Raw genomic sequence first — 25473 nt, 5'->3', positions numbered from 1 at the left:
CTTCACACTAACATGTAAATGAAATTTAAAGTTTAAATTTATATGAAGATTTGATTGAGTTTTTCTAAATAATCCATTTTTCTCGCGACTTTCTTTTTATTCGGAACATGGATGGATTCAACTGTTTGATCATTATCGCAGCAATGTTCAATTTCAGATACGGATTCCCCGAAATAAGACATAAGGTAATTACGTCGGCATGTCTTTAAGTTTTTATACCCCATCATCTTAAGCAATCCCTCTTGTTTGCGATTTGCGGACACTTTGAAAATTGCTTGTATTTCTTCTTGGTTATAGCGAGAAGCTAAAATTTTAATGATTTGCTGCTTTTCAGGCGGTAACTCAACACCTGCAAACATTGCAGCAACATCGTCATCTGTAATTACATCCGCAAACAATATCGTTTCTAACAAGAAATAATCATCAGGCTGATACAGACTGATAGCTTGGCTGAGTTGTCCATCACGACCTGCCCTGCCGATTTCTTGAATGTAACTTGAAGGACTGACAGGCAGATGATAATGAATGATAGTGCGAATATCTGGTTTATTTATCCCCATACCGAATGCGCTTGTCGCTACAATAATCGGAATTTTATTTTGTATGAATTGCTGCTGGACAGTTTGACGTTCTTGATATGATAAATCGCCATGATAGATACCCGTTAAATAGCCTTCATCGTAAATCATCTGTGCAAGTTCTCGGCATTTTTTCTTAGAAGATACGTAAATAATAGTCGGACCGGTTGTTTGTATTGCGGCTTTCAGCCATTCATTTTTTTGTGCATCATTATCAAAATTGATATGCGACAACATAATATTGTCTCTGCTCATCTTTGTTTTTACGACATCAAACTCAGATTGCACAATGGATTCAATATCTTCTTTTAAATGCAAAGGTGCAGTTGCTGTCAGTGCTAAGACTGTTGCTTTCTTGAAACGTTTTGTAATTTCACCAATCAATGCATAATGCGGTCTGAAATCATAACCCCACTCAGTAATACAATGTGCTTCATCTAAAACAATCATACCTAGATTGATGGAAGTAATCCATTTGATATTATCTTGATGGAGTATAAATTCGGGACTCAAAAAGATGAACTTAGAATGCTTCAAACGCTTTAAGTTTTTCTGCTTTTCTTCAAAACTCATCCCTGAATGGATATAACTGACTGAACGCTCTCCATTTTTTCTCATCTGCATGACTTGATCATCCATAAGAGAGATTAAAGGTGAAATAATTAAAGTCGGTTGTTGCTTAATATACGTCGGCAATTGGTAGCATAAACTTTTACCGCTGCCTGTAGGCAAAATACCTAACGTATTTTTATGGTCCAGTACATTTTGAATAATTGCTTGTTGTCCTTCTTTAAAAGCATCAAATCCGAACCATTGTTTCAAGGCTTTATTTAACACGTCTTTTCCCTCCTGGCGATTAAGACTATCGCTAATTTGATTTCAAAATAACTCATTTTCGGAAACTCAGCTTTAAACGTACGCAAGCGTTCATCGCTATGTTGTTTAAAGAAAGATTGGAAAGCTTGAAATTGATCCTCTTCTAAGTAAGCAGCGTAATCCGATAAATAACCTTTGATATAAAGTTCTAATATGTGGTCTTCTATCGTATTGACTTTTACTCCTTCTTTTTGTGCAATCTTATCAAAGGTCAATCCGGATTGTACAAGTTTAAAGGTATCTTTTGTATTTAATGAGAGTGAAGGCAGTATAATCATTTGAGACAATAACGGAAAAGTCGATGTATCTTCTAACAAATGCATCATTTCTACGAGGTCATTCATTTTGATGATTGCTAAGTCAGACATATTAATGTCTTCGATTAAACTGACTTGCTGATTGGTGTACATTATTTCGTCATAGCCTTGCAAGAAATAATGCAGTACAGATTGTGTTTGTGTTTGATTAAGCAGATCAAACAGCAGGTATACTTCATTTTTGAATTGATCATCCAATGTTTGGTGCTGAATTTTATAAAATAATGATTTTGCTAGATCTTGAACTTTACTGACTTGAGAAACGGGTATAAATTCAAGTGTGTGATGATGTTTGAATGAAATGGTTTGAATCAGTAATTGCAGCACTTGGAAAGTATTTTGAATACTATCAAACGTATAGCGTGTAGATATTTTCAAAGGAATTTTGGTATCAGATGTATCTATTTCATCAAAGATTCGTTCGAATGATGTATATTTTAAATCTGGCTGACTATGATATAATGATAAAAGTTGTTGGCTACACGCATCAAAATATGTTTGATGTGTTTTAGCACCAATGAGTATATTGTAGATACTTTTATGTGTTTTATAATGGAATGTATGATTTTTTATGTATTGAATTATTTCTTTCAAATCAATCATCACCTATGACCTATAGTATTGAAAAAAGATAAACTGGTGTTAAAATATAAATTACCCTATCAGTGTAGCATTTTTAAAGAAGGAGGCGAAGTAAATTGGCTAAATATACGATTGTAGATATGGATACATGTATTGCGTGCGGCGCATGCGGTGCAGCGGCACCTGATATTTACGACTATGATGACGAAGGTATTGCATATGTCATCTTAGACGATAATGAAGGAACTACACCGGTTCCTGAAGAACTTTATGAGGATTTAGAAGACGCAGACGAAGGTTGCCCTACAGACTCTATTAAAATTGCAGATGAACCATTTGATGGTGATGCTTTAAAATTCGAATAAATTTTCAATCGTTTTACCAGTTTGGTAATCTTCGCTAAAAATAGATTGAAAGTTGAAGACTTGTTAAGTGTTCAACATTATGAAAATACCCCCGGGGAAAATGTTTCCCGGGGGCTTTAATATATCAATTAATATCTTAAGGCATTTTTTAATCGTTTGAACAACAGCAGGAATATCACTGATACCGCAATACCCTTGATGATGTTAAATGGAATAATACCTGAAACGATGATGATTTTTAAGTTCTTTACAACATCGCCTAAATTCATAATCATTCCGTATAACGGTAATAAAACAAAATAATTTAAAATACTTAATACAATCGTCATTGCGACAATACCAGCACAAAGTCCGATGATAATACTGTATCGGCTTTTCACTGCTTTGCTTACATAATACGCAACGAGTAATAAACTCACTGCCGCCGCAAAGTTTGCAACAGGACCTATCGGATCGCCCATATTGAATAAGAAGTTCAATAAGTTCTTGATAAGTTCTACAATAATTCCGGCTACCGGACCGAAAATAAATGTTGCTAATAATGCAGGTACATCACTAAAATCTAATGTGAGGTATGGAGGCAGAAACGGTAATGGAAATTTGATAAACATCAAAATAAAAGCAACTGCACTCAACATACTGATAACGATGAAACGTTTGTTCTTTTGTTGATTCATAAGGACTCCTTCCATTCATCTACGTGAATAGGAGGATTTTATTGCACAACAAATAAACCCTCCATCTTCTCCCATCCAGACTATACTGTCGGCTCTAGAATCTCACTAGATCAGCCATATTTATCACAGAGATAAATACAGGTCGCAGGCTTTATTTACTGCCGGTTGGGACTTTCACCCGACCCCGAAGATGAATTTCATTTATATTTTATTTTTCCTATTTATTGTATCCGATTTATCTCATGATTTCAATCTGATTGCTTAACTAAGGATAAGCAAACAAAAACCTTGGAGGAATCTCCAAGGTTTAAGCTGTCTATTGTGTTTTAGGCGGTTTCGGCAATTTGATGATAAATGTAGTACCTTTGCCCAATTCGCTTGTAAGACTGATGGTACCATCTTGTGCTTCCACAATCATGCGGCTGATGAATAAGCCTAAGCCTGTTCCCTCTTTACCGCGTTTTCTTGATACATCTACTTTATAAAAGCGATCAAAGACTAATTCAACATGCTCTGGCGCAATACCGCTGCCGGTATCTTCAATATACAAGATATCATAGTCTTCATCTTCGTCTGTAGTGATGGTAATAGAATCTCCTGGTGCTGTATAACGTGTCGCATTGTCTACAAGGTTAGTCAGTACTTGTTCCATACGATCTTCGTCATAATACCATAACTGATGATTGGTATTTGGTGCCAATTCAATTGCAATGTCTAATTCTTCAGCTTGCTGACGGTATTTTAAATGCATGCGTTCTAATAATTGGCTGATCGGTTGAACTTCCTTATGCACAGACAATCCTTCAGCATCCATTCTGGCAACATTTAACAATTCGTTGACTAATCTGTTTAAACGCTGTGTTTCATCTAACACAATCGAAAGTGATTCTTTGATTTCTTCAGGTTCAGAAACGACGCCATCGACAATCGATTCTGTATAGCCTTGCAATAACGCAATCGGTGTTCTTAATTCATGGGATACTGTCGCAATAAAGTCTTTTTTCATTTGGTCGAGCTGATGTTCATTGGTCATGTCTCGAATGATTGCGACAATACCGCTGCTTCCGTTAGGCTGGAACTGATCAATATAACTCATTATGACCACGTAATAACGGTTATTCACTTCATACTCTCTGAATTGGTTTTCTTTTTCTTCAAAGGTTTGATTGATTTGATCGATGAAGGCAGCTTTGTTTTCTCCTTCTAGATCTTTTTCCATCTGCTCAGCTAACTGGTTGGATAGAATAATTTTTCTATCTTCATTAATTGCAAGTACACCTTCGACCATAGAATTGATGAGACTTTCTCTTATATTTTTCGAAGCTGAAATTTCGTTGATATGACGTTGAATTTCACTGCTCATCAAGTTGAATGAATGGGCAAGTTCGCCGATTTCATCTTTCGTATTAATTGTATTGACTAATGAATAGTTGCCTTGTGATACGCCAGTGGCTTGTGTTCTGAGCTGACGCAGCGGCTTAGTAATACGAGATGATAAAAAGAATGCGAATACCGTTGTGATGATTAAGAAAATTACAGCTGTTACTAAAATAATAATCGTAATCACATTGTTGGTATCATCAATGCTTTTTAGATCTTGGTAGATAAACACACCGCCGCTTTGATTGTTTTCATCAATTTTCGCAGGGTACCCCACTAAAACGTAAGTATGTTTTTTGCCGTTAACTTTTAGTTCTATATGTTTTGAAGCTTTTTTATGTTCGCTGAATACATGATTCAAACCACTGTCTTTTTTAATAACATCCATCATTTTATCTTTAAGTTTAGAATGCGAATTATAATATTCATCATGTTTATTTTTCATGATAATCAACCCGCTCGGGCCTTCTATCAGTGTTTTGCTATGTTTGATTGCGAGTGATTTATTATCAGATTCTTCTAATAAATTACTGATACGATGCGCATCATTTACTAAAGATTGTTCAGTATCTTGCGTATAATATTGCTGAATAAATGTTATTAAAGCAGCACTGAGTAAAATTAAAACTGTCGTTACTATTAAGATAATAGTTAACCACAGTTTAATTACGACATTATTGAGTCGTTTCATCGTCGGTATTAACCTCGAATTTATAACCTACGCCCCATACAGTTTGTATCATATGCGCAGCATCTGATGAGACACGGTTTAATTTTTCTCTGAGGCGTTTGACGTGAGTATCTACAGTACGCAAGTCCCCATAGAACTCGTAATGCCAGACGTCTTTTAATAATTGTTCGCGATCGAATACTTTATTCGGTGTTTTAGCTAAGAAAATCAAGAGTTCGTATTCTTTTGGTGTCAAGTTGACTTGTGTTCCGTCTGCAAGGACACGGTGTGCATCATTATCAATCACCAAATGTTTAAACTCTATTAAATCTCTTGCATGCGGTTCGTTTTGATCTGATGTTGCTGTCAATGTACGTCTTAAAAGTGCTTTAACTCTCAAAACAACTTCTCTTGGAGAGAATGGTTTAACGATATAATCATCTGCACCAGACTCGAAACCTTCAACACGGTTCGTTTCTTCGCCTTTTGCAGTCAGCATAATGATTGGCGTTTCTTTGTACTCTCTTAAGCGGTTCGCAACTTCAATTCCATCGATTTCGGGAAGCATCAAGTCTAACAAGATACAAGCATAATCATTATTCAAGGCTAAGTCCAAAGCCTCTTTGCCGTCTCGAGCTTCTTCGATATTAAAAGATTCTCGTTCTAAATACAATTTTAACAGTCTTCGAATTCTTTCTTCGTCATCAACGACAAGAATTTTTGTCATAGATATTGTACCTCCCATAAAAAAATCCAATTAAAATGAGTTATACAAGCAAATCAATACTAAAGCACAAGTTATAAAACAAACGGAAATTCTGTCTGGTTAATTCCAACTGCCTTACAGTGCGCTTACTCCTATTTGATTTACTGGATATACTCCATTCATCATCGTCTTATAGTTTTGTTTTAAATAAAGAAACACTATTAATAGATGATTTTTTTCACTTCAAGGCATATTATAACATAAGCATATATCAACAAGTTAATTGTAACCTTGGGAATAAAAATAGATTAACATAATACGTGCATAATTTCACAAACTTTTTTGATTTATGCTTGTATTCTAGCCATTTGCGGCTAAATTACGTAATTTTTTCACTTCATGCGGCGTAAGTACTCTGCCTTCTCCAGCATTCAAGCCTTTCAATGTTAATCCGCCAAGTTCGATTCTCGTTAATTTCGTTACTTCATAGCCGAAATGTTCAAACATACGGCGGACTTGTCGGTTACGGCCTTCTGAAATTGTAATCTCAACCAATGTAGTATTCTTTTCTTTGTTTTGGTTCTTGATTTTTACTTCTGCCGGATGTGTTTTGCCGTCTTCTAATTGGATACCTTTTTCTAATTGTTTCACTTCATCGCGCATTAAATAGCCTTTTAATTTAGCGACATATTTCTTTTTGATTTTGTAGCGCGGATGTGTCATCAAGTTTGTAAATTCTCCGTCATTCGTCAGTATCAGCAAACCTGAAGTATCATAGTCCAATCGCCCTACCGGATAGATACGCGTTTCTAAATCTTCGAAGTAATCCGTGACTACCTTTCTTCCGCGATCATCTGAAACGCTTGTGATTACTTGTGCAGGTTTATAGAATAAAATATAAAGTTTATCTTCTTGTTCTAATTTAACCCCTTCTACTTCTACACTGTCTGAAGGTTTGACTTTGGTACCTAATTCCGTCACAGTTTCTCCGTTGACTTGCACCTTTCCTTCAACGATTAATGTCTCTGCTTTTCTTCTAGACGTATAGCCGCTATTTGCAATACGCTTTTGTAATCTCTCTAATTCGTTACTCATTATTATCTCCTTTTTGGTTAATTAAATTATTGAAGAATGATTCGATTTCTTCCTCTTCTTCTTCTGTCGTAGGTAATTCATCGATATTTTTCATGCCGAATACATTTAAAAATAACGGTGTAGTATAAAGCTGCTGGCTTCTTGAACTCTCTTCGTCTTTCGCTTCTACTAAGCCTCGTGCAATAAGTGTTTTTGCAGCGCCGTCAGAGTTGATACCTCTGATGATTTCAATGTCGTTTCGCGTTACAGGCTGGTTATAAGCGATAATAGATAAAACTTCCATAGCTGCTTGAGACAACTTCATTTTCGACTGCTGTTTTACTAACTGTTCAATATAGCTTGAAATTTCTTGTTTGGTTGTCAGAACATAAGTAGACCCATATTGATGAATCATCAGCCCTGGTGATTCATAGGAAGCCACTAGCGTTTCTAATGTTTCTTCTGAGACGTCCAGGATTTCTTGTAATTGTTTTGATTCCAGGCCTTCATCACCTGCAGTATACAATAATCCTTCCAATATTCCGTTTTGCTTAAGCGCCATAATTTACACCTCGCGTAATATTAATATCTGAGAAATCCTTTTCTTGTTTGATTTGAATGATACCTGATTTAGACAATTCTAAAATGGCGAGGAAATGCGTGACCACATGCTCTGTTGTTTCATTGAATGTAAACAAACTGAAAAAGTTGAAAGAAGCGGCATGTGATAATTTTTCAGATACTTGCATCGTTGCTTGTTCAATCGTAAAATTTTCCTTTTGGATAGTGACTTGTCTAGGTGTATTGAAAGAAGCTCTTGTTTTAATGCGTTGATAAGCCATAATCAGTTCTGTTAAATCAATAGTATTGTTTTCATCCCATAATTCTGTTGATTCTAAATGGCTTAAATCTGTAGGATGCTTACTATAATATTGCTCGCGCTGTGTTTTCATTTCATTCAGAAATGTTGTGTATTCTTTATAGTTTTGGTATTCAATCAGACGCCCTACTAATTCTTCACGCGGGTCATCTATTGCTTCGTCAGATAAATCCGGTTGTTGCGGCAGCAGCATTTTGCTTTTGATCATTAACAGCTCAGATGCGACAACAAGATACTCGCTCGCAATATTGATTTCTAACTCTTTCATTGCATGAATATAATTCATGTATTGTTCTGTTAATGATTTCATCGGAATATCATAAATATCGATTTCATATTTATGAATTAAGTGCAGCAGCAAATCAAGCGGCCCGTTAAAAGCATCTAATTTAACTTCGTACATTCAGCAGTATCTCCTTTAATTGCAAGTCGCGTATGTCATTCAGTACAATATTATACATGATTCATTTCAATAATTAAACGAGAAACAAGGAGCGCAAAAAAGATGAAACATGCACTCATCGACTTTTATTATCAATTTCATACTAAGCAGCACTATTTTCTATGCCACGATATTTTAGAAGAAGCATGGAAAGCACAAAACCATTATTCAAAAACAGATGCTGTGGTGAGCTTGATTTTATGTGCAACAGGTTGCTACCACTATAGACGTGCAAATTATAAAGGCGCACATACACTCTTTCAACGCGCATATCGTGTTGCGTATTTAAATCGTTATGTATTATCAGACCTCGGTTTAAAGGGCAGTGATTATATGCGTTTGCTAAAAGATTATGCACAAGCAGCACAACGGCAATTACCGTTTGAACCTATGGAACTGCCTGTGCTTCATGCATTCACAGAAGCAATCCAAGCAGTCTATCCAGATTATACTATGATGAAGCAAGTGAGTACGCTGCCTTATATATGCGATCATCACTTATTGCGCGACAGACATGAAGTTGAAAATGCGCGATTAGAAGCTTTGAAACTAAAACAGCTGAAAGACAAAAAATAAGCATGAACCAAAATCTGTTTTCGGTTCATGCACGCGGATGAAATTCATTATACATTTTTCTGATTTGCGATTTAGAAACATGTGTATACAATTGCGTAGTAGAAATGTCAGAATGTCCTAACATCTCTTGTACTGCTCTTAAATCCGCGCCGTTTTCTAGCAAATGCGTCGCGAATGAATGACGCAATGAGTGCGGTGTTAACTTTTTAGTGATATTAGCTTGCACACCATATTGCTTAATCAGTTTCCATATACCTTGTCTCGAAAGCGGTTTGCCGTGCATATTTAAAAAGAGTATATCCGTTACTGTTTGTTTTAATAACTGAGGCCGAACCGTTTCGATATATGTTTTTAAATAATCTATCACTGTTTCTCCTAATGGTATAATGCGTTCTTTGCTGCCTTTACCAAAGACTCTGACGAAGCCCATGATTAAATTGACATCCTCGACTCTGACATGGATTAATTCAGTGACACGCATACCTGTCGCATACAGCAATTCAAGTATGGTTCTGTCCCGATAACCGTTGTTTTTGCTTAAGTTCGGTGTTTCAAGCAATGCAAGGACATCATCCACATCTAATACATCCGGCAAGCGGCGTTCATATTTAGGAGTTTCAATCAAGACAGTAGGATCTTTTGCTGCATAACGTTCCCTTAAAGCAAATTGATGGAAACTGCGTACAGTAGAGATGAAACGGGCAATCGATTTTGCTGAATGTCCATCATCATGCAAGTAGCCTAAACACTGTTGAATGGTTTCCCTATCAATAAAGTCGATATTGCTGACTTTTTTCAACTCCAGGTAAGTTTTATATTTGTTTAAGTCGCGGCGATAGGCACCTATCGTATTTGCGCTTAAACCTTTCTCAATTTGGATGAACTTTAAATATTCTTCAATGATATTATCAAAATTCGTTTCCAATACAGTCCACCTTCTATCTTAACCTAGCTATTTTTCTTCTTTTGCTGGCATTCTCGGCAAATGCCATGGAATGTAAGACGATGATCCAAAATTTTAAATTGGAATTCAGATTCAACACGCTCTTCGACTTTCGGTAATAAATCTTCAACGATTTCCTCTACCTTACCGCATTCCATACAAACAAGATGATGGTGAAAGTGTTTTTCTCCCTCTTTTTTCAAATCAAAGCGTGAAACACCATCACCGAAATTAATCTTATCAACAATTTTCAGTTCAGCTAAAAGTTCTAAAGTTCTGTAAACCGTTGCTAATCCGATTTCAGGTGCTTTATCTTTTACTTTCAAATATACATCTTCAGCACTTAAATGATCTTCCTCATTTTCAATCAGAACTCTTAATGTTGCTTCACGTTGCGGAGTTAATTTATAAGATGATTTTTGTAACTGCTGCTTCACGCGTTTTAAACGTTCTTCCACGGAAGCCTCACTCCTCTACTAATAATTATAATCATTTTAAAGTAAAACAATGACTTAACTATAAATTACCAGTAATTGAGTGAAAATGCAACACATTCTCATTTGTTATTTAGAATGATTATAAACTGATAATAAGTGCTGCAATGCAATTAAAGTTTTGGCATCTTCTATTTGTTGATTTTGTACTAAATCCTTGATTTCATCTATTGTCAGCTCCACTTGTTCAACAAATTCATCCGGGTCTAAATGGACCTTTCCTTTTGATAAATTGTCAGTGAAGTAGATTGCGATTTTCTCATTTGCAAACCCAGGAGAAGTATAAATGTCCGCAATTTGTTTCAAGTCATGAGCGATATATCCAGTTTCTTCTTCTAATTCTCGATAAGCCGCTGATTTCGGTTCTTCTCCCTCTTCTAGTTTGCCGGCAGGGATTTCTAATAATACCTTTTCAATCGGTTTGCGGAATTGTTTTACCAAGACCACTTTATTTTCAGGTGTCAAAGCACAAACTGCTACAGCACCTGTGTGATTGACAATTTCACGTTTTGAAGTCTCCCCATTAGGTAATAGTACTTCATCTACATCAACATCAATAATTTTGCCTTTGTAGATAGATTGTTTGTGTAAAGTCTTTTCTGTAAAATCCATTTTAATCACGTTCCTTTTAACTATAGTGAAAGACTGATAAACTAGCAGTGTTAGACAATTAAAGTGTATCGAAAGGAGTCGCAACATGCAAAAGAATGTTTTGAAAAGCGGTTTAGAGATTTCTGAATTAGGTCTGGGATGTATGAGTCTTGGTACTGAGAAGAAACACGCACAAGAAATTATAGAACGTGCTATTGATTTAGGGATTACTTATTTTGATACAGCGGATATGTATGACAAAGGTATCAATGAGAAATTGGTCGGAGAAATTTTGAAACCGTATCAAAACTCCGAAGATATCGTGATCGGTACAAAAGTGGGCAACCACTTAAAAGATGATGGTACAACATTTTGGGATCCATCGAAAAAGCATATTAAAGAAAGCGTGAAAAGTTCTCTTAAAAACTTAGGTGTGGATCAAATTGATTTATATCAATTACATGGCGGAACAATCGATGATCCGTTAGATGAAACAATCAGCGCTTTTGATGAATTGAAACAAGAAGGTATTATTCGTGCCTATGGTATTTCATCCATTCGCCCTAATGTCATCAATTATTATTTAGAACACAGTCAAATCGAAACATGGATGGCACAATTCAACTTAATTGATAACCGTCCAGAAGATTTGATACAAAAAGCCCATCAAAAAGGTGTTAAATTATTAGCGCGCGGCCCTCTCTTTAAAGGCCTGTTAACTTCTAAAAGCAATACAGCTTTAGATCAGAAGTTTGAAGATGGTATTTTCGACTATAGTTATCAAGAACTCGGCAGTACTATTGCTTCATTAAAAGAAATTGAAAACAATATATCTGCACTCACATTCAACTATCTGCTTTCACAAGATGTATTGGGGTCTATTATTGCTGGTGCAAGCAGTGTTGAACAGCTTGAAGAAAATGTGAAGAACTATCAGACACAAGTTGATTTAAACAGATTGCATGCAGCAAGAGAGCGTGTTAAAGACCTGCATTATACAAATCATTTAAACTAAATGAACAGATAAACTAATATTTATAAAAACGGCTTATGGCAATGCTTGAAATCAAAGTTAGGGTTGATTTTTGAGCAGTAATACCATAAGCCGTTTTTATTTTTATTTATTTGCCTTTATTGCTGAAGAGCTTGGGTGCTGCTTTTTCGAAGAATCGCGGATTTACTTGATAACACTTTAATAAGTAATAGAGCCATTTAGGACGATACAGCTCTGCTTTTTTATGTGTCATTGCATGAATGACTTCTTGTGCTAGTTGGTTTGGGTCCAACATCCATTTATCAACTTGTGCAGCATATTTCAATGTAGGGTCTGCTTTTGCATGAAAAGGCGTGCGAATGGGACCTGCATTCACGACAAGCACGTGATAATTTGGATTTTCGAGCCGTAATGTATTTAATACTTGATTGAACCCTGCTTTGCTGGCTGCATAATGACCGCTGGAAGTTTGCGTTGAAAATGCGGCTAAACTGCTGATGCCCACGATATAAGGATGAGGATTGAAATAAGGCTTTAGCTGTTGCAACAGCAAGTTGAAATGTATCAAGTTGATACGATAAGTTTCTAACATTTCATTTTCAGTATGCTCTAGTATCGGCTTAAAGTAACCCAGCCCTGCACTATGAATCACACCATCTATCGGTTGCTTGAAAGCGAGCTGTTTTATATCCTCCGGCTGTGCCAAATCGCATATTTGATAATCAAGTAAATGTGTATTGGTCGGGAAATGCGTATTATAATATTTTTGCACATCTCTTATTAATAAGGTGACTTGTGCGCCCTTTTTTAACAATTGTTGTGTAATGGCATAGCCTAAGCCGCTGGTCCCTCCAGTGACGACAAAATGCTTTTTGATGAGATGTTCCATTTCTATCCTCCTAATATCTATAAATGATGTTTAAAATCGGGTAATTAAGTTAAAAGTTACATTGTTGTGCAAAATGATTGATATTGCTATGATTGGTATATCAATTATCAAAAATATAGGGAGTGCTAATCAAAATATGAAAATTGTATTTTATGGTTCAGGCAACATGGCGCATGCCATTTTCTCAGGAATCATTGCATCAAAAGTAATTGATCCAAATAATATCTATATCACAAATCGTTCAAACGAAGAAGTGTTAAAAGGTTATGCTGATGAATTAGGCGTTAACTATAGTTATGATGACGCATCTTTACTTGCGGATGCTGACTTTGTATTTTTAGGAACTAAGCCCTATGATTTTGATGCCTTAGCAGATAGAATCCGTCCATATATTGCAGACGAGAATAAGTTCATTTCAATTATGGCGGGTATCTCGATTCAGTATATCAGAAAACAATTAGAACATGATAATCCGATTGCACGTATTATGCCGAATACGAATGCGCAAGTCGGTCATTCTGTAACAGGTATCAGTTTCTCTGATAATTATGCTTCAGAAGATCGTCAGCAAGTGATTGATATTGTGCATGCATTCGGTTCAGAAATAGAAGTACAAGAAGATGCGCTGCATCAAGTGACAGCAGTGACTGGAAGCGGACCAGCGTTCTTGTATCATGTGTTTGAACAGTATGTTGAAGCGGGTGTCAAGCTAGGATTAGATAAAGAAGAAGTTGAAGAATCTATCCGTAATTTAATTATCGGCACAGGTAAAATGATAGAACGTTCTGATTTAAGTATGGAGCAATTAAGACAAAACGTGACATCTAAAGGCGGAACAACACAAGCTGGTTTAGATGCTTTATCACAACATGACATCGAAGGCATCTTTGAAGATTGCTTCAATGCTGCTGTTAAAAGAAGTAAAGAATTATCAAATGAAGACTAATGATAAAACAAATGCTGAGACATTGGGTGTATCCCCTGCCTCAGCATTTTTTATACTTCAAACGCATCAAAGTCTCGTACAAATTTAAATTTTAAATGCGGATATTGTTCTTGAAGTTCTGCATAAATCACATCTATATCTGATAAGTTATAGCGATTGCTGATATGGTTCAGCAAAGCTTGCTTAGCATTGCTGTTTTCAAGCAAGCGCAGTACTTGTGAAATATGAGTATGATGATGGCTTTCAGCTAATGAAAGGTCCCCATCGATATATGTAGCTTCATGAACGAGTACATCTACATCATTAGCAAGGATATATTCATTATCGCAAGGCATAGTATCTCCGAAGATTGCAATTTTCGGTCCGACTTTGTCCTCGCCTTTAAATTGTTTTGAATCATATACTTGGTCATTAAATGTAAATGTTTCATTATCTTTTACTTCTTGATATTGAGGACCAGGTTCCATACCGATGGCTTTCAAAGCACTGACATCTATTTTCCCTGGTGTTGTAGGTGCTTCGATTCGATAACCGAATGACGGTACGCCATGGTTAAGTGCATAAGCACTGACTGTAAATCCTTCATGATGATAGTGCAGCTGATCATCAATTTCTATGAAGGTTACCGGATAGTTTAATTTGGATAATGACGCACGCAATGTCATTTCTACGTAATTTTTGATACCTCTTGGTCCGATAATTGTTAAAGGTTTATCTTCTCCGCCTTGGAAAGAACGGCTGGTCAATAAACCTGGCAAGCCGAATATATGATCTCCATGCATATGGGAGATAAAAATATGATTGATTTTACCGAGTTTAATGGAATGGTGCAAAATTTGATGCTGTGTACCTTCACCGACATCAAAAAGCCAAATTGAATTTGAATACGGTTCTAAATTGAGCGCTATTGCTTGTGTATTGCGTTCTTTCGTTGGCAACGCCGCTCCAGTTCCCAAAAATGTAATTTCCATCATAACGCTCCTCTCTCTACACGCTAGTGTACCATATATAAAACGGCAATCACGAAGAAATTTAAGCAAATATGTGTTACAACCAGGCACCATAGTCTATAATAATAGCATATCTAATAAAGAATTGAGGTTTTGAATCTTGAGTACTAAAAGAAAGCATATACCATGTTTGATTACAATTTTTGGAGCAACAGGTGATTTAAGCCACCGTAAGCTCTTCCCTTCACTATTTCATTTATACCAACAGGATAACCTTGATGAACATGTTGCAATCATTGGTATTGGCCGTCGTGACTATTCAAATGATGAATTTCGCAATCAGGTGAAATCATCTATTCAAGCTCATGTAAAAGATACAAAACACCTTGATCAATTTATGGACCATGTATTTTACTTTAAGCATGATGTCAGTGATGAACAAAGCTATGATGATTTGCTCAAATTCAGCAACCAGCTTGATTCAGAATTCGGTTTGCAAGGCAATCGTTTATTCTATCTCGCAATGGCGCCTAACTTCTTCGGTTTAGTGACGGATTACTTAAAATCTTCAGGCCTTACTAAAACAAGAGGCTTTAAACGTTTAGTGATTGAAAAACCGTTCGGCAGTGACTTGGCATCTGCTGAGAAGTTGAATAAACAAATAAGAAAATCATTCAAAGAAAACGAAATCTATCGTATCGATCACTATCTTGGTAAAGATATGGTTCAAAATATCGAAGTGTTGCGTTTTGCGAATGCGATGTTTGAGCCATTATGGAACAATAAATACATTTCTAACATTCAAGTGACTTCATCAGAAGTATTAGGTGTTGAAGACCGCGGCGGATATTATGAATCCAGCGGTGCGTTAAAAGATATGTTCCAAAACCATATGCTTCAAATGGTCGCCTTGCTGGCGATGGAACCGCCTATCAGTTTGAATAGTGCTGATATCAGAGCGGAAAAAGTTAAAGTGTTGAAGTCGCTGCATCCGTTAGATTCTGAAGCGGTGCGTACAAACTTTGTCCGCGGCCAATATGATGCAGGAGAAATTAATGGCCAGAAAGTTAAAAGTTATCGTGAAGAAGATCGTGTCAGCGAAGACTCAATCACCCCTACTTTTGTTTCAGGAAAAGTTATGATTGATAACTTCCGCTGGGCTGGCGTACCATTCTATATCCGTACAGGTAAAAGAATGAAACGCAAATCTATTCAAGTGGTCGTTGAATTTAAAGAAGTACCAATGAACTTATACTATGAAAAAGATAAACATTTAGATTCTAACTTGCTTGTGATTAACATCCAACCTAATGAAGGGGTATCTATCCACTTAAATGCGAAGAAAAACGTACAAGGCATTGAAACTGAACCGGTACAACTTTCTTACTCTATGAGTGCACAAGATAAAATGAATACTGTTGATGCATATGAAAACTTATTATTCGACTGCCTCAAAGGCGATGCAACAAACTTTACACATTGGGAAGAGTTAAAATCAACATGGAAATATGTAGATGCCATTCAAGAAGAATGGGATCAAGTAACGCCAGATTTCCCTAACTATAAATCTGGTACGAACGGTCCGCTCAAAAGTGAATTATTACTTAGCCGTGACGGCTTCCATTGGTGGGACGATATTTACTAATAATATGTAATTTAAAGTGTTTAATGACAAGATAGTGTCGCTGTATGACGCTGTCTTGTCTTTTTTAGCCCTTTTTTATAGGAATCTGATAAAAAAATACGGTATAATATTAAACAATAGTTATTTTAGGAGTGAGCACTTTGGACGTTATCAAGCAAATACAACAGGCGATTGTTTATATCGAGGATAGGATTCTTGAGCCTTTTCATTTGCAAGATTTAAGTGATTACGTTGGTCTTTCTCCAATGCATCTAGATCAGTCCTTTAAGATGATTGTCGGCTTATCTCCTAGTGAGTATGCAGAAGCGAGAAAATTAACGAAGGCGGCAGAAGATGTCATTGTGGGTGCCTATCGTTTAGTTGATATAGCAAAGAAATATCATTATCAAGACACCAATGATTTTGCGAATGCATTCAGTGATTATCATGGAATCTCTCCTATTCAAGCTAAATTAAAACAAGATGAATTAAAAATGCAGGAACGTTTGTATTTAAGAATTTCTACAACGGATCGTCCGCCGTATACTTATCGTTTAGAAACATCAGAGGACTATGCATTAGTAGGTTATGCAAGATTTATCAATACAGAGGAATTGAGCAATCCTTTCCTTGTAGCAGACTATTTAGAAGATTTATTGCATGACGGCAGAATTAAAGAGTTGCAACGCTATAATGATGTAAGCCCTCACGAGTTGTTTATCGTGAAATGTCCTTTAGACAATGGTGCTGAAATATTTGCGGGCGTCCCAAGCGAACGTTATCCTGCGCATATGGAAAGCAGATTTTTGCCTTCAAGACAGTATGCAAAATTTAATTTGCAAGGTGAAATCGATTTTGCGGTGAATGAAGCATGGCATTATATTGAAACTAGATTACAGCTGACAATGCCTTATGAGACTGATAGCTTATATGTAGAAATTTATCCGTTTGATATCTCATTTGATGATCCATTTACTAAAATGCAGTTATGGCTGCCGATTGACCCTGATGATCAATAATTATTTATCAGATTTAAACTATTATGTGAAACGTTAATAATTCGAAATTAAACACAAGAAAAGCCGCCAATCACTGGCGGCTTTTTACATGCACGATGTGCTAATTAAAATATTGAATTATTTTTCTTCTGCCCAATGTGTATGGAAAGTACCCTCTTGGTCTTTACGTTGATAAGTGTGGGCACCGAAGTAGTCACGTTGTGCTTGAATCAAGTTAGCTGGTAAGTTCTCTGAACGATAGCTGTCGAAGTAGTTGATACTTGCAGCGAATCCTGGTGTAGGTACACCGTTTGCAACACTTTCAGCAACGACATCGCGAAGTGCTGATTGATAATTTGTAACGATATCTTTAAAGTAAGGATCTAATAATAAGTTTTGCAACTCTGGATTATTGTCGTAAGCTTCTTTGATTTTTTGTAAGAATTGTGCACGGATGATACAACCTGCTCTCCAGATCATAGCTAAATCGCCAAGCTGTAAATTCCAGTTGCGTTCTTCGCTTGCTTTACGCATTTGTGCAAAGCCTTGTGCATAAGAACAAATTTTACTCATGTATAAAGCTTTACGGATTTTTTCTAAGAATTCTTCTTTATCGCCTTCGAATTTTGGAGAAGGTCCAGTTAATTCTTTAGAAGCCGCTACACGTTCTTCTTTCATTGATGAAATGAAACGACCGAATACAGATTCAGTAATAATTGTTAAAGGTACACCTAATTCAAGTGCGTTAATAGATGTCCATTTACCTGTACCTTTTTGACCTGCTTTATCCATCACTTTTTCTACCAATGGTGAACCGTCTTCGTCTAATTTGTTGAAGATTTCACCTGTGATTTCAATTAGATAGCTTTCAAGCTCTCCAGCGTTCCAGTCTTTAAATGTTTGAGCGATTTCTGTATGAGACATGTGTAATGCATCTTTCATTAATGCATAGCTTTCTGCGATTAATTGCATGTCTGCATATTCAATACCATTGTGTACCATTTTTACATAGTGGCCAGCACCGTCTGGACCGATGTAAGTTACACATGGTGCACCATCGTCTGCTTTAGCAGCGATTGCTTCTAAAATATCAGCGACTTTATCATATGCTTCTTTTTGGCCGCCAGGCATAATTGAAGGACCTGTTAATGCGCCTACTTCACCGCCTGATACACCTGTACCGATAAAGTTGATGCCGCTTTCTGCTAATGCTTTGTTTCGGCGGATAGTATCTTCGTAGTTTGTATTACCGCCATCAATTAAAATATCGCCGTCATCTAATAATGGTAATAATCCTTCGATTGTCGCATCTGTTGCTGGACCTGCTTTTACCATTAATAAAATTTTGCGAGGACGTTCTAATGAATTTACGAACTCTTCTAAAGAATAAGTGGGGTGAATGTTCTTACCTTTAGATTCTTCGACCATTGTATCTGTTTTTTCTTTTGAACGGTTATATACAGATACTGTATAGCCACGAGATTCAATATTCCAAGCTAAGTTTTTACCCATTACGGCTAAACCGACTACACCAATTTGTTGCGTCATATTACTTACCTCTCTTTGTTAAAATTTTCTATCTTATTGTATCACAATTAGCATTTCTGCTCACATAATCAAGCTTGTAACTATGCGCTGACTAGTTCAACGATTTTTACAAGCTGTTGTGCTAATAAATTCAATGATTTGATTTCCATACGTTCTTCAGTTGTATGGATATTTTCATAACCGATACCGATAATGACCGTAGGAATACCTAAGGCATTGATGATATTCCCGTCAGAACCGCCGCCGGCAATGACTGTATTACCGCTTAAGCCTAGACTTTCAGCGCTTTCTATGGCATAGCGTGTTACTTTTGCATCTTCAGCAACTTTAAAGCCTTGGTAGCTTTTTGTAGTTTAAATATCTGCTGAACATCCGTAAGCTTTTGCGGTTTCTGTAAACACATTTTTCATATGCTCGATTTGTGCTTCGATTTTTTCATTGGAATGTGATCTTGCTTCAGCGTGTAAAGTCACTTCATCCGCAACGATATTTGTTGCTGAACCGCCAGTAAAACTGCCGATATTAGCAGTAGTTTCCTCATCTACTTGGCCTAATTTCATTTTGCTGACAGCTTTAGCAGCGATATTAATCGCACTAACCCCTTTGTTCGGCGTGCTGGCATGCGCTTTTTTACCATGGATGACCGCACTGATTTTCATTTGAGTCGGTGCACCTAATACAGTCGTACCGATTGGCGCACTTGCATCGACTGCATATCCGAATTCAGCATCCAGAAGTTTTGGATCTAAAGCTTTAGCACCTAATAATCCTGATTCTTCTCCTACTGTGATGACAAATTGAATTTGCCCATGCGGAATATTATTTTCTTGGATAACATGGATAAGCTCGAATATAGCAGCAAGACCTGCTTTGTCATCCGCGCCTAATACAGTCGTACCATCTGAATAAATGTATCCGTCATCTTTAACAATCGGTTTTACATTAATACCCGGCACTACTGTATCCATGTGGCTGGTAAAGTAGATTTTTTGGGTGTTTGATTGGTTTTCTGTCGCATCTAAGGTACAAATTAAATTATTTGCGCCTAAATCAGGTTGATCACCTGCATGGTCTTCTTCTACTTTAAGACCTAAGTCTTCAAATTTTTTCTTTAGAATCGGTTGAATTATCTCTTCGTGTCCAGTCTCTGAATCGATTTGGACTAATTCTAAAAAAGTATTAAGTAAGCGTTGTTCATTAATCATGTCATAACCCCTTTCGCATATATCTATAGTGTATATCAACAATCATATTCAGAAAACTTATATGTTTCAAAACATAGGTTAAATTCATGATATAATAATTTATAAACTGTACATTGAAAAGGCTGCCATTTTGATTTAGAATAATGTACTATATTTATTAATACTTAGAAAGCTTATGTTGGAGGAGAATAACGTGTTTAAAGGAAAAGTTTCAAAAGTAGTTATTATTGTCATGTTAATTGCTGTTATTGTAGCGTTGATTTTATCAAGTTTAGCACCATTAATGCAGTAGCATTAAAAACAGAGTATGACCTTATATTCATGAGCGAATATAAGGTCATACTCTGTTTTTATATTTCATCATATAATTTCAATGAACCAAAGTGAGATTTGATTTGCAAATAGCGTTCTAGTTCATTCACAATTTGTATTTCATTGGCTCTATTGATTAATGCCTCTTTTGATTGCGGCAACGCTTGGTCATATAAGTCTAAGTGAAGCTCATACAGCGAGTATAAACGCATTGCAGTATAATCGTTGCTGTTCACATTTTTAGCTATTTCCGCAAATAGGTTGCCTAAACGGCGCACCATCTTATCTTCAAATTTGATATTTTTAAGAAGTTGTTCGATACGTTCGATAATTTCAAGTTGTTCCTCACGCATATCAAAATAATGATAATATGAGTTTTCATTTCTGACATAATGATTTTTAACATCTCTGAACGCATACGATTTCGCCTTTTGTATCTCTTTCTCTATTTCATTTAACGGCACATTTAAGTTAAAGTCAGTGTCATAGCAAACTTTGCTGAATGAATAGAAAGTTTCAGTGAATTGCTTTTCAATTGTATGCTTATATTTCTTTAATTGTTTCTCAAGACTCGGCATTATCAAGTTCATAATAAATGCGATACCTAAGCCGACGATAAGCAGCAGTATTTCATTAATGAATAAATGCAAGTCGATGACCTTGGCATTGAAGACATGCAGCAAGATAACGCAACTTGTAATAATACCTTCTTGAACTTTCAGCATTACAGTCAGCGGTATGAAAAACAATACAATCAAACCTAAAACAATTGCACTTTGTCCTAACAAACTAAAGGCAAAAGAACCGATGATTAGTATGAGAATACAGGATACAAAACGGGAAACAATTGCTTGAAGGGAATGGACTTTCGTATGTTTTATACATAAAACAACTAAAATGGCACTTGAAGAAAAATTATCTAAACCAATTAATTTGGCAATAATAATTCCAAGTGCCATTCCCACAGCAGTTTTTATCGTTCTAAATCCTATTTTATATGGATTAAAACGCATCATCTGCCTACCCTCTTATCGCTCGTCGCAATATTTTTCGAATAGGTTTTGAAGTTGCGTAATTACATCCATGATGTCATGTCCTTCGATTTGATGACGTTCTACCATCTCAGTAATTTTACCATCTTTAATAAGTGCGAATGATGGACTTGAAGGTGCATATCCTTCAAAGTATTCTCTCGCGCGTTGTGTTGCTTCTTTATCTTGACCAGCAAATACAGAAACTAGACGATCAGGCAATTTGTCGAAATGCAATGCATGTTCTGCAGCTGGACGTGCAATACCGCCTGCACAACCGCATACTGAGTTAATCATTACAAGTGAAGTACCATCTTGTTTAAGTACTGAATCTACATCTTCTGGCGTTGTAAGCTGCTCGTAACCAGCATTTTCTATTTCTTTACGTGCTTGTTCAACTACATCGTTCATATATAAATCAAAATTTAAATCCATAATGAAATCACCTTTCAGTTCATGATAACGTTCTATTTTATTCTACTAATTAATTTAATAGAGTTCAACATGCCTGTTCGTTCATCTGAAACGTTATTAATAGATAGAAGTATGTTCAATTGTAAATTGTTCTACTCTATTTTTAATTGTATTCATAAATCGACCGGCTTGGAGACCATCTAAAATACGATGATCAATAGAAATACATAAGTTGACCATATTGCGGATTGCAATCATATCATCAATAACCACAGGTTTTTTAACAATTGATTCTACTTGCAGAATAGCTGCTTGCGGGTGATTGATAATACCCATTGAAGACACAGAGCCAAACGTACCTGTATTATTTACGGTAAATGTTCCGCCTTGCATATCAGCTTGTGTCAATTTATTATTACGTGCTTTAGTTGCTAATTCATTAATTTCACGTGCAATGCCTTTGATAGATTTTTCATCAGCATTATGAATCACAGGTGTGAATAATTTATCTTCTACTGCAACCGCAATAGAAATATTAATGGCTTTATGCACTTTGATTTCAGAACCTTGCCAGCTGCTGTTAAGCATTGGGAATTCTTTTAAAGCTTCAGCCACTGCTTTCACAAAGAATGCAAAGAATGTTAAGTTGTAACCTTCTTTTGCTTTAAATTGTGCTTTATGATGATTTCTTGTTTTCACCAAGTTTGTAGCATCAGCTTCAACCATCATCCAAGCATGCGGAATTTCAGTCACACTTTCAACCATATGTTTTGCAATGGCTTTTCGTACACCGTTGACTGGAATAGATTCTCCAGCAAGATCATCAGAAACAGTGTTTGAAGGCGCATTTTCAGGTGTTGCTGCAGTTTCTAATGCTGCAGTACTGTTTTGAACATTCGATTGCTCTAACATCAAGTCAGGGTTACTAATAACATGTTCAATATCTTTTTTAGTCACACGACCTTCAAAGCCAGTCCCTTTCACTTGTGTTAAATCTATTTGATGCTCTGATGCCAATTTGAAGACTACAGGAGAATATCTGCCGTTATTTAATGGCTGATTCTCATTTTTTGGAGCTGTCGCTTGTTGTGGTTGTTCTGCCTTTGCAGGTGCTTCTTCTTTAGCAGGTGTTTCTGATGATGTGTCATTATTTAATTCATCAGAAGCATTCGCTTCACCTTCAGCTTCAATTTCGCAAATAGGTGTCCCAACACTGATAGTTTCACCAGCTTCAACTAAGATTTTAGTAATTGTACCAGCTTCTGTAGATGGTACTTCTGCCGTTACTTTATCTGTAATGACTTCGCAAATAGGTTCATATTCTTCTATTTTGTCGCCGACTTCGACTAACCATTGTTCAATGGTACCTTCATGTACACTCTCTCCGAGTTTCGGTATTTTGATTTCCATGTCATAGGCCTCCTATAATTAAAAACGTGCTAATTCAAGCATTTTTTCTTTGATTTTATCCGGATTCATCATGAATTCATCTTCTAATGGCGGTGAAAACGGCATTGCTGGAACATCAGGACCAGCGAGACGCATAATCGGAGCATCTAAATCAAATAAGCAGTTTTCTGCGATAATCGCTGACACTTCTGACATAATGCTGCCTTCTAAATTATCTTCAGTTACTAGTAAAATCTTGCCAGTACGTTTTGCACGTTCAATAATAGTTGATTTATCTAATGGATAAACAGTACGTAAATCTACTACTTCAACATCAATGCCCTCTTCAGCTAAAACATCTGCTGCTTGCAGACTGTAATTTACACATAAGCCGTAAGTAAAGACCGTAATATCGCTGCCTTCACGTTTAACATCAGCTTTGCCGATCGGCACTGTATAATATTCTTCTGGTACTTCTTCTTTTAATAAGCGGTATGCTTTTTTGTGTTCGAAATACAAGACAGGGTCATTAGATTCTACTGATGCTAAAAGCAAACCTTTCGCATCATAAGGTGTAGAAGGAATAACAATCGTCAAACCGGGTGTCGATGCAAAAACACTTTCGATACTTTGCGAATGGTATAAGGCACCATGAATACCGCCGCCAAAAGGAGCACGGATTGTAACTGGCGCTTGCCAATCATTATTAGAACGGTAGCGCATTTTGGCTGCTTCACTCATTATTTGGTTAGTAGCTGGTAATATATATTCTGCAAATTGAATTTCAGCAATCGGACGTTTGCCTAACATAGAGGCGCCAATCGCTGTACCGACAATATTGGATTCAGCTAAAGGTGTATCAATCACACGTTCAATGCCGAATTTTTCCTGCAAGCCTAACGTAACGCCGAAAACGCCGCCTTTTTTACCTACGTCTTCGCCTAAAACAAATACATTCGGATCTTTTTCCATAGCTTGATATATAGCTTGTTGGATTGCTGATAAATAAGTAATTTTTGCCATTATTCAAGCCCTCCTTCTTCGTAAACATGCGTATATGTTTCACTTGGGTCTGGATATGGTGAAGCTTCAGCTTCTTTAGTCGCTTTGTTTACGATCGCTTTATTTTCTTTTTCTACTTCAGCAAACCATTCGTCATTTGCAATGCCTAAATCAAGCAAGTGGGCTTTGAATTTGATATTGCAATCCAATGATTTCAAACCTTCTCTGATTTCTGGACTTCTGTATTGGTCATCGTCATCAGAAGAATGTGCTGTCATACGTGTACACATCGCTTCAAGCAACGTTGAACCTTCACCGTTAAGTGCTCTTTCTCGTGCTTCGTGCATGGCTTTATACATTGCAATCGGATCATTTCCGTCAACACGTTCGCCATGAATGCCATAGCCTAATGCACGATCAGATAACTTCTCAGCCGCATACTGTAAATGAGTAGGCACTGAAATCGCATATTCATTATTTTCAATGACACAAATAAATGGTAATTTTTGAACACCGGCAAAGTTCAGTCCTTCATGAAAATCACCTTGGTTGGAAGTACCTTCGCCTAATGTTGCCATTGCAATATTAGGTTTTTTATCCATTTTAAGCGCTAATGCAGCACCGACACCTTGTAAGACTTGTGTGCCGACAGGTGAACTTTGTGATAGAATATCGACTTCTCTTTTACTGTAGTGAGAAGGCATTTGTTTACCGCCTGAATTAATATCGCCTTGTTTTCCGAAAGCAGACATCATTGTTTCAGCCGGTGTAATACCTAAATAAGTAATTAACGCTAAATCTCTGTAATAAGGGGCTGAAACATCCCCTTTTTCCATAGCGAATGCCATACCGATTTGTGCTGCTTCTTGTCCTTGACAGCTGATAACGAAAGGGATTTTTCCTGCGCGGTTTAATAGCCACATTCTTTCGTCTATTTTGCGACCCAAATCCATCCATTTATACATCTCTTTTAAATCATCTTCGGTAAGACCGGCAGATTTATAATCAATCATCTTTCTT

Annotated in this window: 25 protein-coding genes, 1 pseudogene and 1 riboswitch; of the genes and pseudogenes, 6 read left to right on the top strand and 20 right to left on the bottom strand. The window is 36.5% G+C overall.

Annotation, left to right across the window (positions count from 1 at the left end; translation table 11 throughout):
- Positions 1 to 38: 38 nt before the first annotated feature.
- Both DVJ99_RS04540 and DVJ99_RS04535 read right to left on the bottom strand, forming a co-directional pair.
- Positions 39 to 1415, bottom strand: a complete 1377-nt coding sequence (locus DVJ99_RS04540; RefSeq protein WP_114603322.1) for a RecQ family ATP-dependent DNA helicase — start codon at positions 1413 to 1415, stop codon at positions 39 to 41.
- A complete protein-coding gene (locus DVJ99_RS04535) occupies positions 1409 to 2374 on the bottom strand; it encodes a helix-turn-helix domain-containing protein (protein WP_240430809.1) in 966 nt (321 codons plus the stop codon). The genes DVJ99_RS04540 and DVJ99_RS04535 overlap by 7 nt, the downstream gene beginning before the upstream one ends.
- 95 nt (positions 2375 to 2469) lie before the next feature.
- Here DVJ99_RS04535 and DVJ99_RS04530 point away from each other — a divergent pair, with 95 nt between their 5' ends.
- The gene (locus DVJ99_RS04530; protein WP_105992744.1) at positions 2470 to 2718 is read left to right on the top strand and encodes a ferredoxin; all 249 of its coding nucleotides are present in this window, start codon (positions 2470 to 2472) and stop codon (positions 2716 to 2718) included.
- A 128-nt stretch (positions 2719 to 2846) separates the two neighbouring features.
- On the opposite strand, the gene DVJ99_RS04525 is transcribed toward DVJ99_RS04530, so the two are convergent.
- The 6 genes from DVJ99_RS04525 to DVJ99_RS04500 all read right to left on the bottom strand — a co-directional run bounded on the left by DVJ99_RS04525 (position 2847) and on the right by DVJ99_RS04500 (position 8508).
- Positions 2847 to 3395, bottom strand: coding sequence for an ECF transporter S component (locus tag DVJ99_RS04525; RefSeq protein WP_114603320.1), 549 nt, complete (start codon positions 3393 to 3395; stop codon positions 2847 to 2849).
- A gap of 59 nt (positions 3396 to 3454) precedes the next feature.
- Positions 3455 to 3591: riboswitch (FMN riboswitch) on the bottom strand.
- 120 nt (positions 3592 to 3711) lie between these two features.
- Entirely contained in the window at positions 3712 to 5466 is a 1755-nt protein-coding gene (locus tag DVJ99_RS04520; RefSeq protein ID WP_114603319.1) for an ATP-binding protein, read from the bottom strand.
- Complete coding sequence (locus DVJ99_RS04515) at positions 5450 to 6172, bottom strand: response regulator (RefSeq protein ID WP_114603318.1); 723 nt, start codon at positions 6170 to 6172, stop codon at positions 5450 to 5452. The genes DVJ99_RS04520 and DVJ99_RS04515 overlap by 17 nt, the downstream gene beginning before the upstream one ends.
- A 339-nt stretch (positions 6173 to 6511) precedes the next feature.
- A complete protein-coding gene (locus tag DVJ99_RS04510) occupies positions 6512 to 7246 on the bottom strand; it encodes a pseudouridine synthase (RefSeq protein WP_114603317.1) in 735 nt (244 codons plus the stop codon).
- On the bottom strand, positions 7239 to 7787 hold the full coding sequence (scpB, locus tag DVJ99_RS04505; protein WP_105992739.1) for an SMC-Scp complex subunit ScpB: 549 nt from the start codon (positions 7785 to 7787) through the stop codon (positions 7239 to 7241). Before scpB ends, DVJ99_RS04510 begins: the two co-directional genes overlap by 8 nt.
- The gene (locus DVJ99_RS04500) at positions 7777 to 8508 is read right to left on the bottom strand and encodes a segregation and condensation protein A (RefSeq protein ID WP_114603316.1); all 732 of its coding nucleotides are present in this window, start codon (positions 8506 to 8508) and stop codon (positions 7777 to 7779) included. Before DVJ99_RS04500 ends, scpB begins: the two co-directional genes overlap by 11 nt.
- Before the next feature lie 102 nt (positions 8509 to 8610).
- Here DVJ99_RS04500 and DVJ99_RS04495 point away from each other — a divergent pair, with 102 nt between their 5' ends.
- Positions 8611 to 9123 (top strand): DUF309 domain-containing protein, encoded by a 513-nt coding sequence (locus tag DVJ99_RS04495; protein ID WP_114603315.1) that lies wholly within the window; start codon positions 8611 to 8613, stop codon positions 9121 to 9123.
- Positions 9124 to 9148: 25 nt separating this feature from the next.
- Here DVJ99_RS04495 and xerD read toward each other — a convergent pair whose 3' ends face one another.
- The 3 genes from xerD to DVJ99_RS04480 all read right to left on the bottom strand — a co-directional run bounded on the left by xerD (position 9149) and on the right by DVJ99_RS04480 (position 11172).
- The gene (gene xerD, locus DVJ99_RS04490; RefSeq protein ID WP_114603314.1) at positions 9149 to 10048 is read right to left on the bottom strand and encodes a site-specific tyrosine recombinase XerD; all 900 of its coding nucleotides are present in this window, start codon (positions 10046 to 10048) and stop codon (positions 9149 to 9151) included.
- Positions 10049 to 10071: 23 nt separating this feature from the next.
- On the bottom strand, positions 10072 to 10524 hold the full coding sequence (gene fur, locus DVJ99_RS04485; RefSeq protein WP_105992735.1) for a ferric iron uptake transcriptional regulator: 453 nt from the start codon (positions 10522 to 10524) through the stop codon (positions 10072 to 10074).
- Between the two features lie 105 nt (positions 10525 to 10629).
- On the bottom strand, positions 10630 to 11172 hold the full coding sequence (locus tag DVJ99_RS04480; protein ID WP_114603313.1) for an NUDIX hydrolase: 543 nt from the start codon (positions 11170 to 11172) through the stop codon (positions 10630 to 10632).
- Between the two features lie 85 nt (positions 11173 to 11257).
- Between DVJ99_RS04480 and DVJ99_RS04475 the strand changes: the two genes are divergently transcribed.
- Positions 11258 to 12166 carry an aldo/keto reductase gene (locus DVJ99_RS04475; protein ID WP_114603312.1) on the top strand — a complete coding sequence of 303 codons (909 nt, stop codon included), beginning with the start codon at positions 11258 to 11260 and terminating at the stop codon, positions 12164 to 12166.
- Between the two features lie 106 nt (positions 12167 to 12272).
- Here DVJ99_RS04475 and DVJ99_RS04470 read toward each other — a convergent pair whose 3' ends face one another.
- Complete coding sequence (locus DVJ99_RS04470; protein ID WP_114603311.1) at positions 12273 to 13034, bottom strand: SDR family NAD(P)-dependent oxidoreductase; 762 nt, start codon at positions 13032 to 13034, stop codon at positions 12273 to 12275.
- A 136-nt stretch (positions 13035 to 13170) separates the two neighbouring features.
- Between DVJ99_RS04470 and proC the strand changes: the two genes are divergently transcribed.
- Positions 13171 to 13980 (top strand): pyrroline-5-carboxylate reductase, encoded by an 810-nt coding sequence (gene proC / locus DVJ99_RS04465; protein ID WP_114603310.1) that lies wholly within the window; start codon positions 13171 to 13173, stop codon positions 13978 to 13980.
- A gap of 50 nt (positions 13981 to 14030) precedes the next feature.
- On the opposite strand, the gene rnz is transcribed toward proC, so the two are convergent.
- The gene (gene rnz / locus DVJ99_RS04460) at positions 14031 to 14951 is read right to left on the bottom strand and encodes a ribonuclease Z (protein WP_114603309.1); all 921 of its coding nucleotides are present in this window, start codon (positions 14949 to 14951) and stop codon (positions 14031 to 14033) included.
- Positions 14952 to 15090: 139 nt separating this feature from the next.
- Here rnz and zwf point away from each other — a divergent pair, with 139 nt between their 5' ends.
- Positions 15091 to 16575, top strand: a complete 1485-nt coding sequence (gene zwf / locus DVJ99_RS04455; protein WP_114603308.1) for a glucose-6-phosphate dehydrogenase — start codon at positions 15091 to 15093, stop codon at positions 16573 to 16575.
- 140 nt (positions 16576 to 16715) lie between these two features.
- Complete coding sequence (locus tag DVJ99_RS04450; protein ID WP_105992728.1) at positions 16716 to 17573, top strand: AraC family transcriptional regulator; 858 nt, start codon at positions 16716 to 16718, stop codon at positions 17571 to 17573.
- A 117-nt stretch (positions 17574 to 17690) separates the two neighbouring features.
- On the opposite strand, the gene gndA is transcribed toward DVJ99_RS04450, so the two are convergent.
- The 7 genes and pseudogenes from gndA to DVJ99_RS04415 form a co-directional block, all read right to left on the bottom strand.
- Positions 17691 to 19100, bottom strand: coding sequence for an NADP-dependent phosphogluconate dehydrogenase (gndA, locus tag DVJ99_RS04445; protein ID WP_114603307.1), 1410 nt, complete (start codon positions 19098 to 19100; stop codon positions 17691 to 17693).
- Between the two features lie 80 nt (positions 19101 to 19180).
- Positions 19181 to 20305: pseudogene (locus DVJ99_RS04440) on the bottom strand (M20/M25/M40 family metallo-hydrolase).
- Positions 20306 to 20655: 350 nt separating this feature from the next.
- Positions 20656 to 21633 carry an aromatic acid exporter family protein gene (locus DVJ99_RS04435; protein ID WP_114603306.1) on the bottom strand — a complete coding sequence of 326 codons (978 nt, stop codon included), beginning with the start codon at positions 21631 to 21633 and terminating at the stop codon, positions 20656 to 20658.
- Between the two features lie 12 nt (positions 21634 to 21645).
- On the bottom strand, positions 21646 to 22083 hold the full coding sequence (gene brxB / locus DVJ99_RS04430; RefSeq protein ID WP_114603305.1) for a bacilliredoxin BrxB: 438 nt from the start codon (positions 22081 to 22083) through the stop codon (positions 21646 to 21648).
- 96 nt (positions 22084 to 22179) lie between these two features.
- A complete protein-coding gene (locus tag DVJ99_RS04425) occupies positions 22180 to 23472 on the bottom strand; it encodes a dihydrolipoamide acetyltransferase family protein (protein ID WP_114603304.1) in 1293 nt (430 codons plus the stop codon).
- 18 nt (positions 23473 to 23490) lie between these two features.
- Positions 23491 to 24474, bottom strand: a complete 984-nt coding sequence (locus tag DVJ99_RS04420) for an alpha-ketoacid dehydrogenase subunit beta (protein ID WP_114603303.1) — start codon at positions 24472 to 24474, stop codon at positions 23491 to 23493.
- Complete coding sequence (locus tag DVJ99_RS04415; protein WP_114603302.1) at positions 24474 to 25466, bottom strand: thiamine pyrophosphate-dependent dehydrogenase E1 component subunit alpha; 993 nt, start codon at positions 25464 to 25466, stop codon at positions 24474 to 24476. The genes DVJ99_RS04420 and DVJ99_RS04415 overlap by 1 nt, the downstream gene beginning before the upstream one ends.
- Positions 25467 to 25473: the final 7 nt, after the last annotated feature.

This window comes from Staphylococcus sp. EZ-P03, assembly GCF_003344575.1.
GTDB classification, from domain to species: domain Bacteria; phylum Bacillota; class Bacilli; order Staphylococcales; family Staphylococcaceae; genus Staphylococcus; species Staphylococcus simulans_B.
This window is presented reverse-complemented; position numbering and strand designations above follow the sequence as displayed.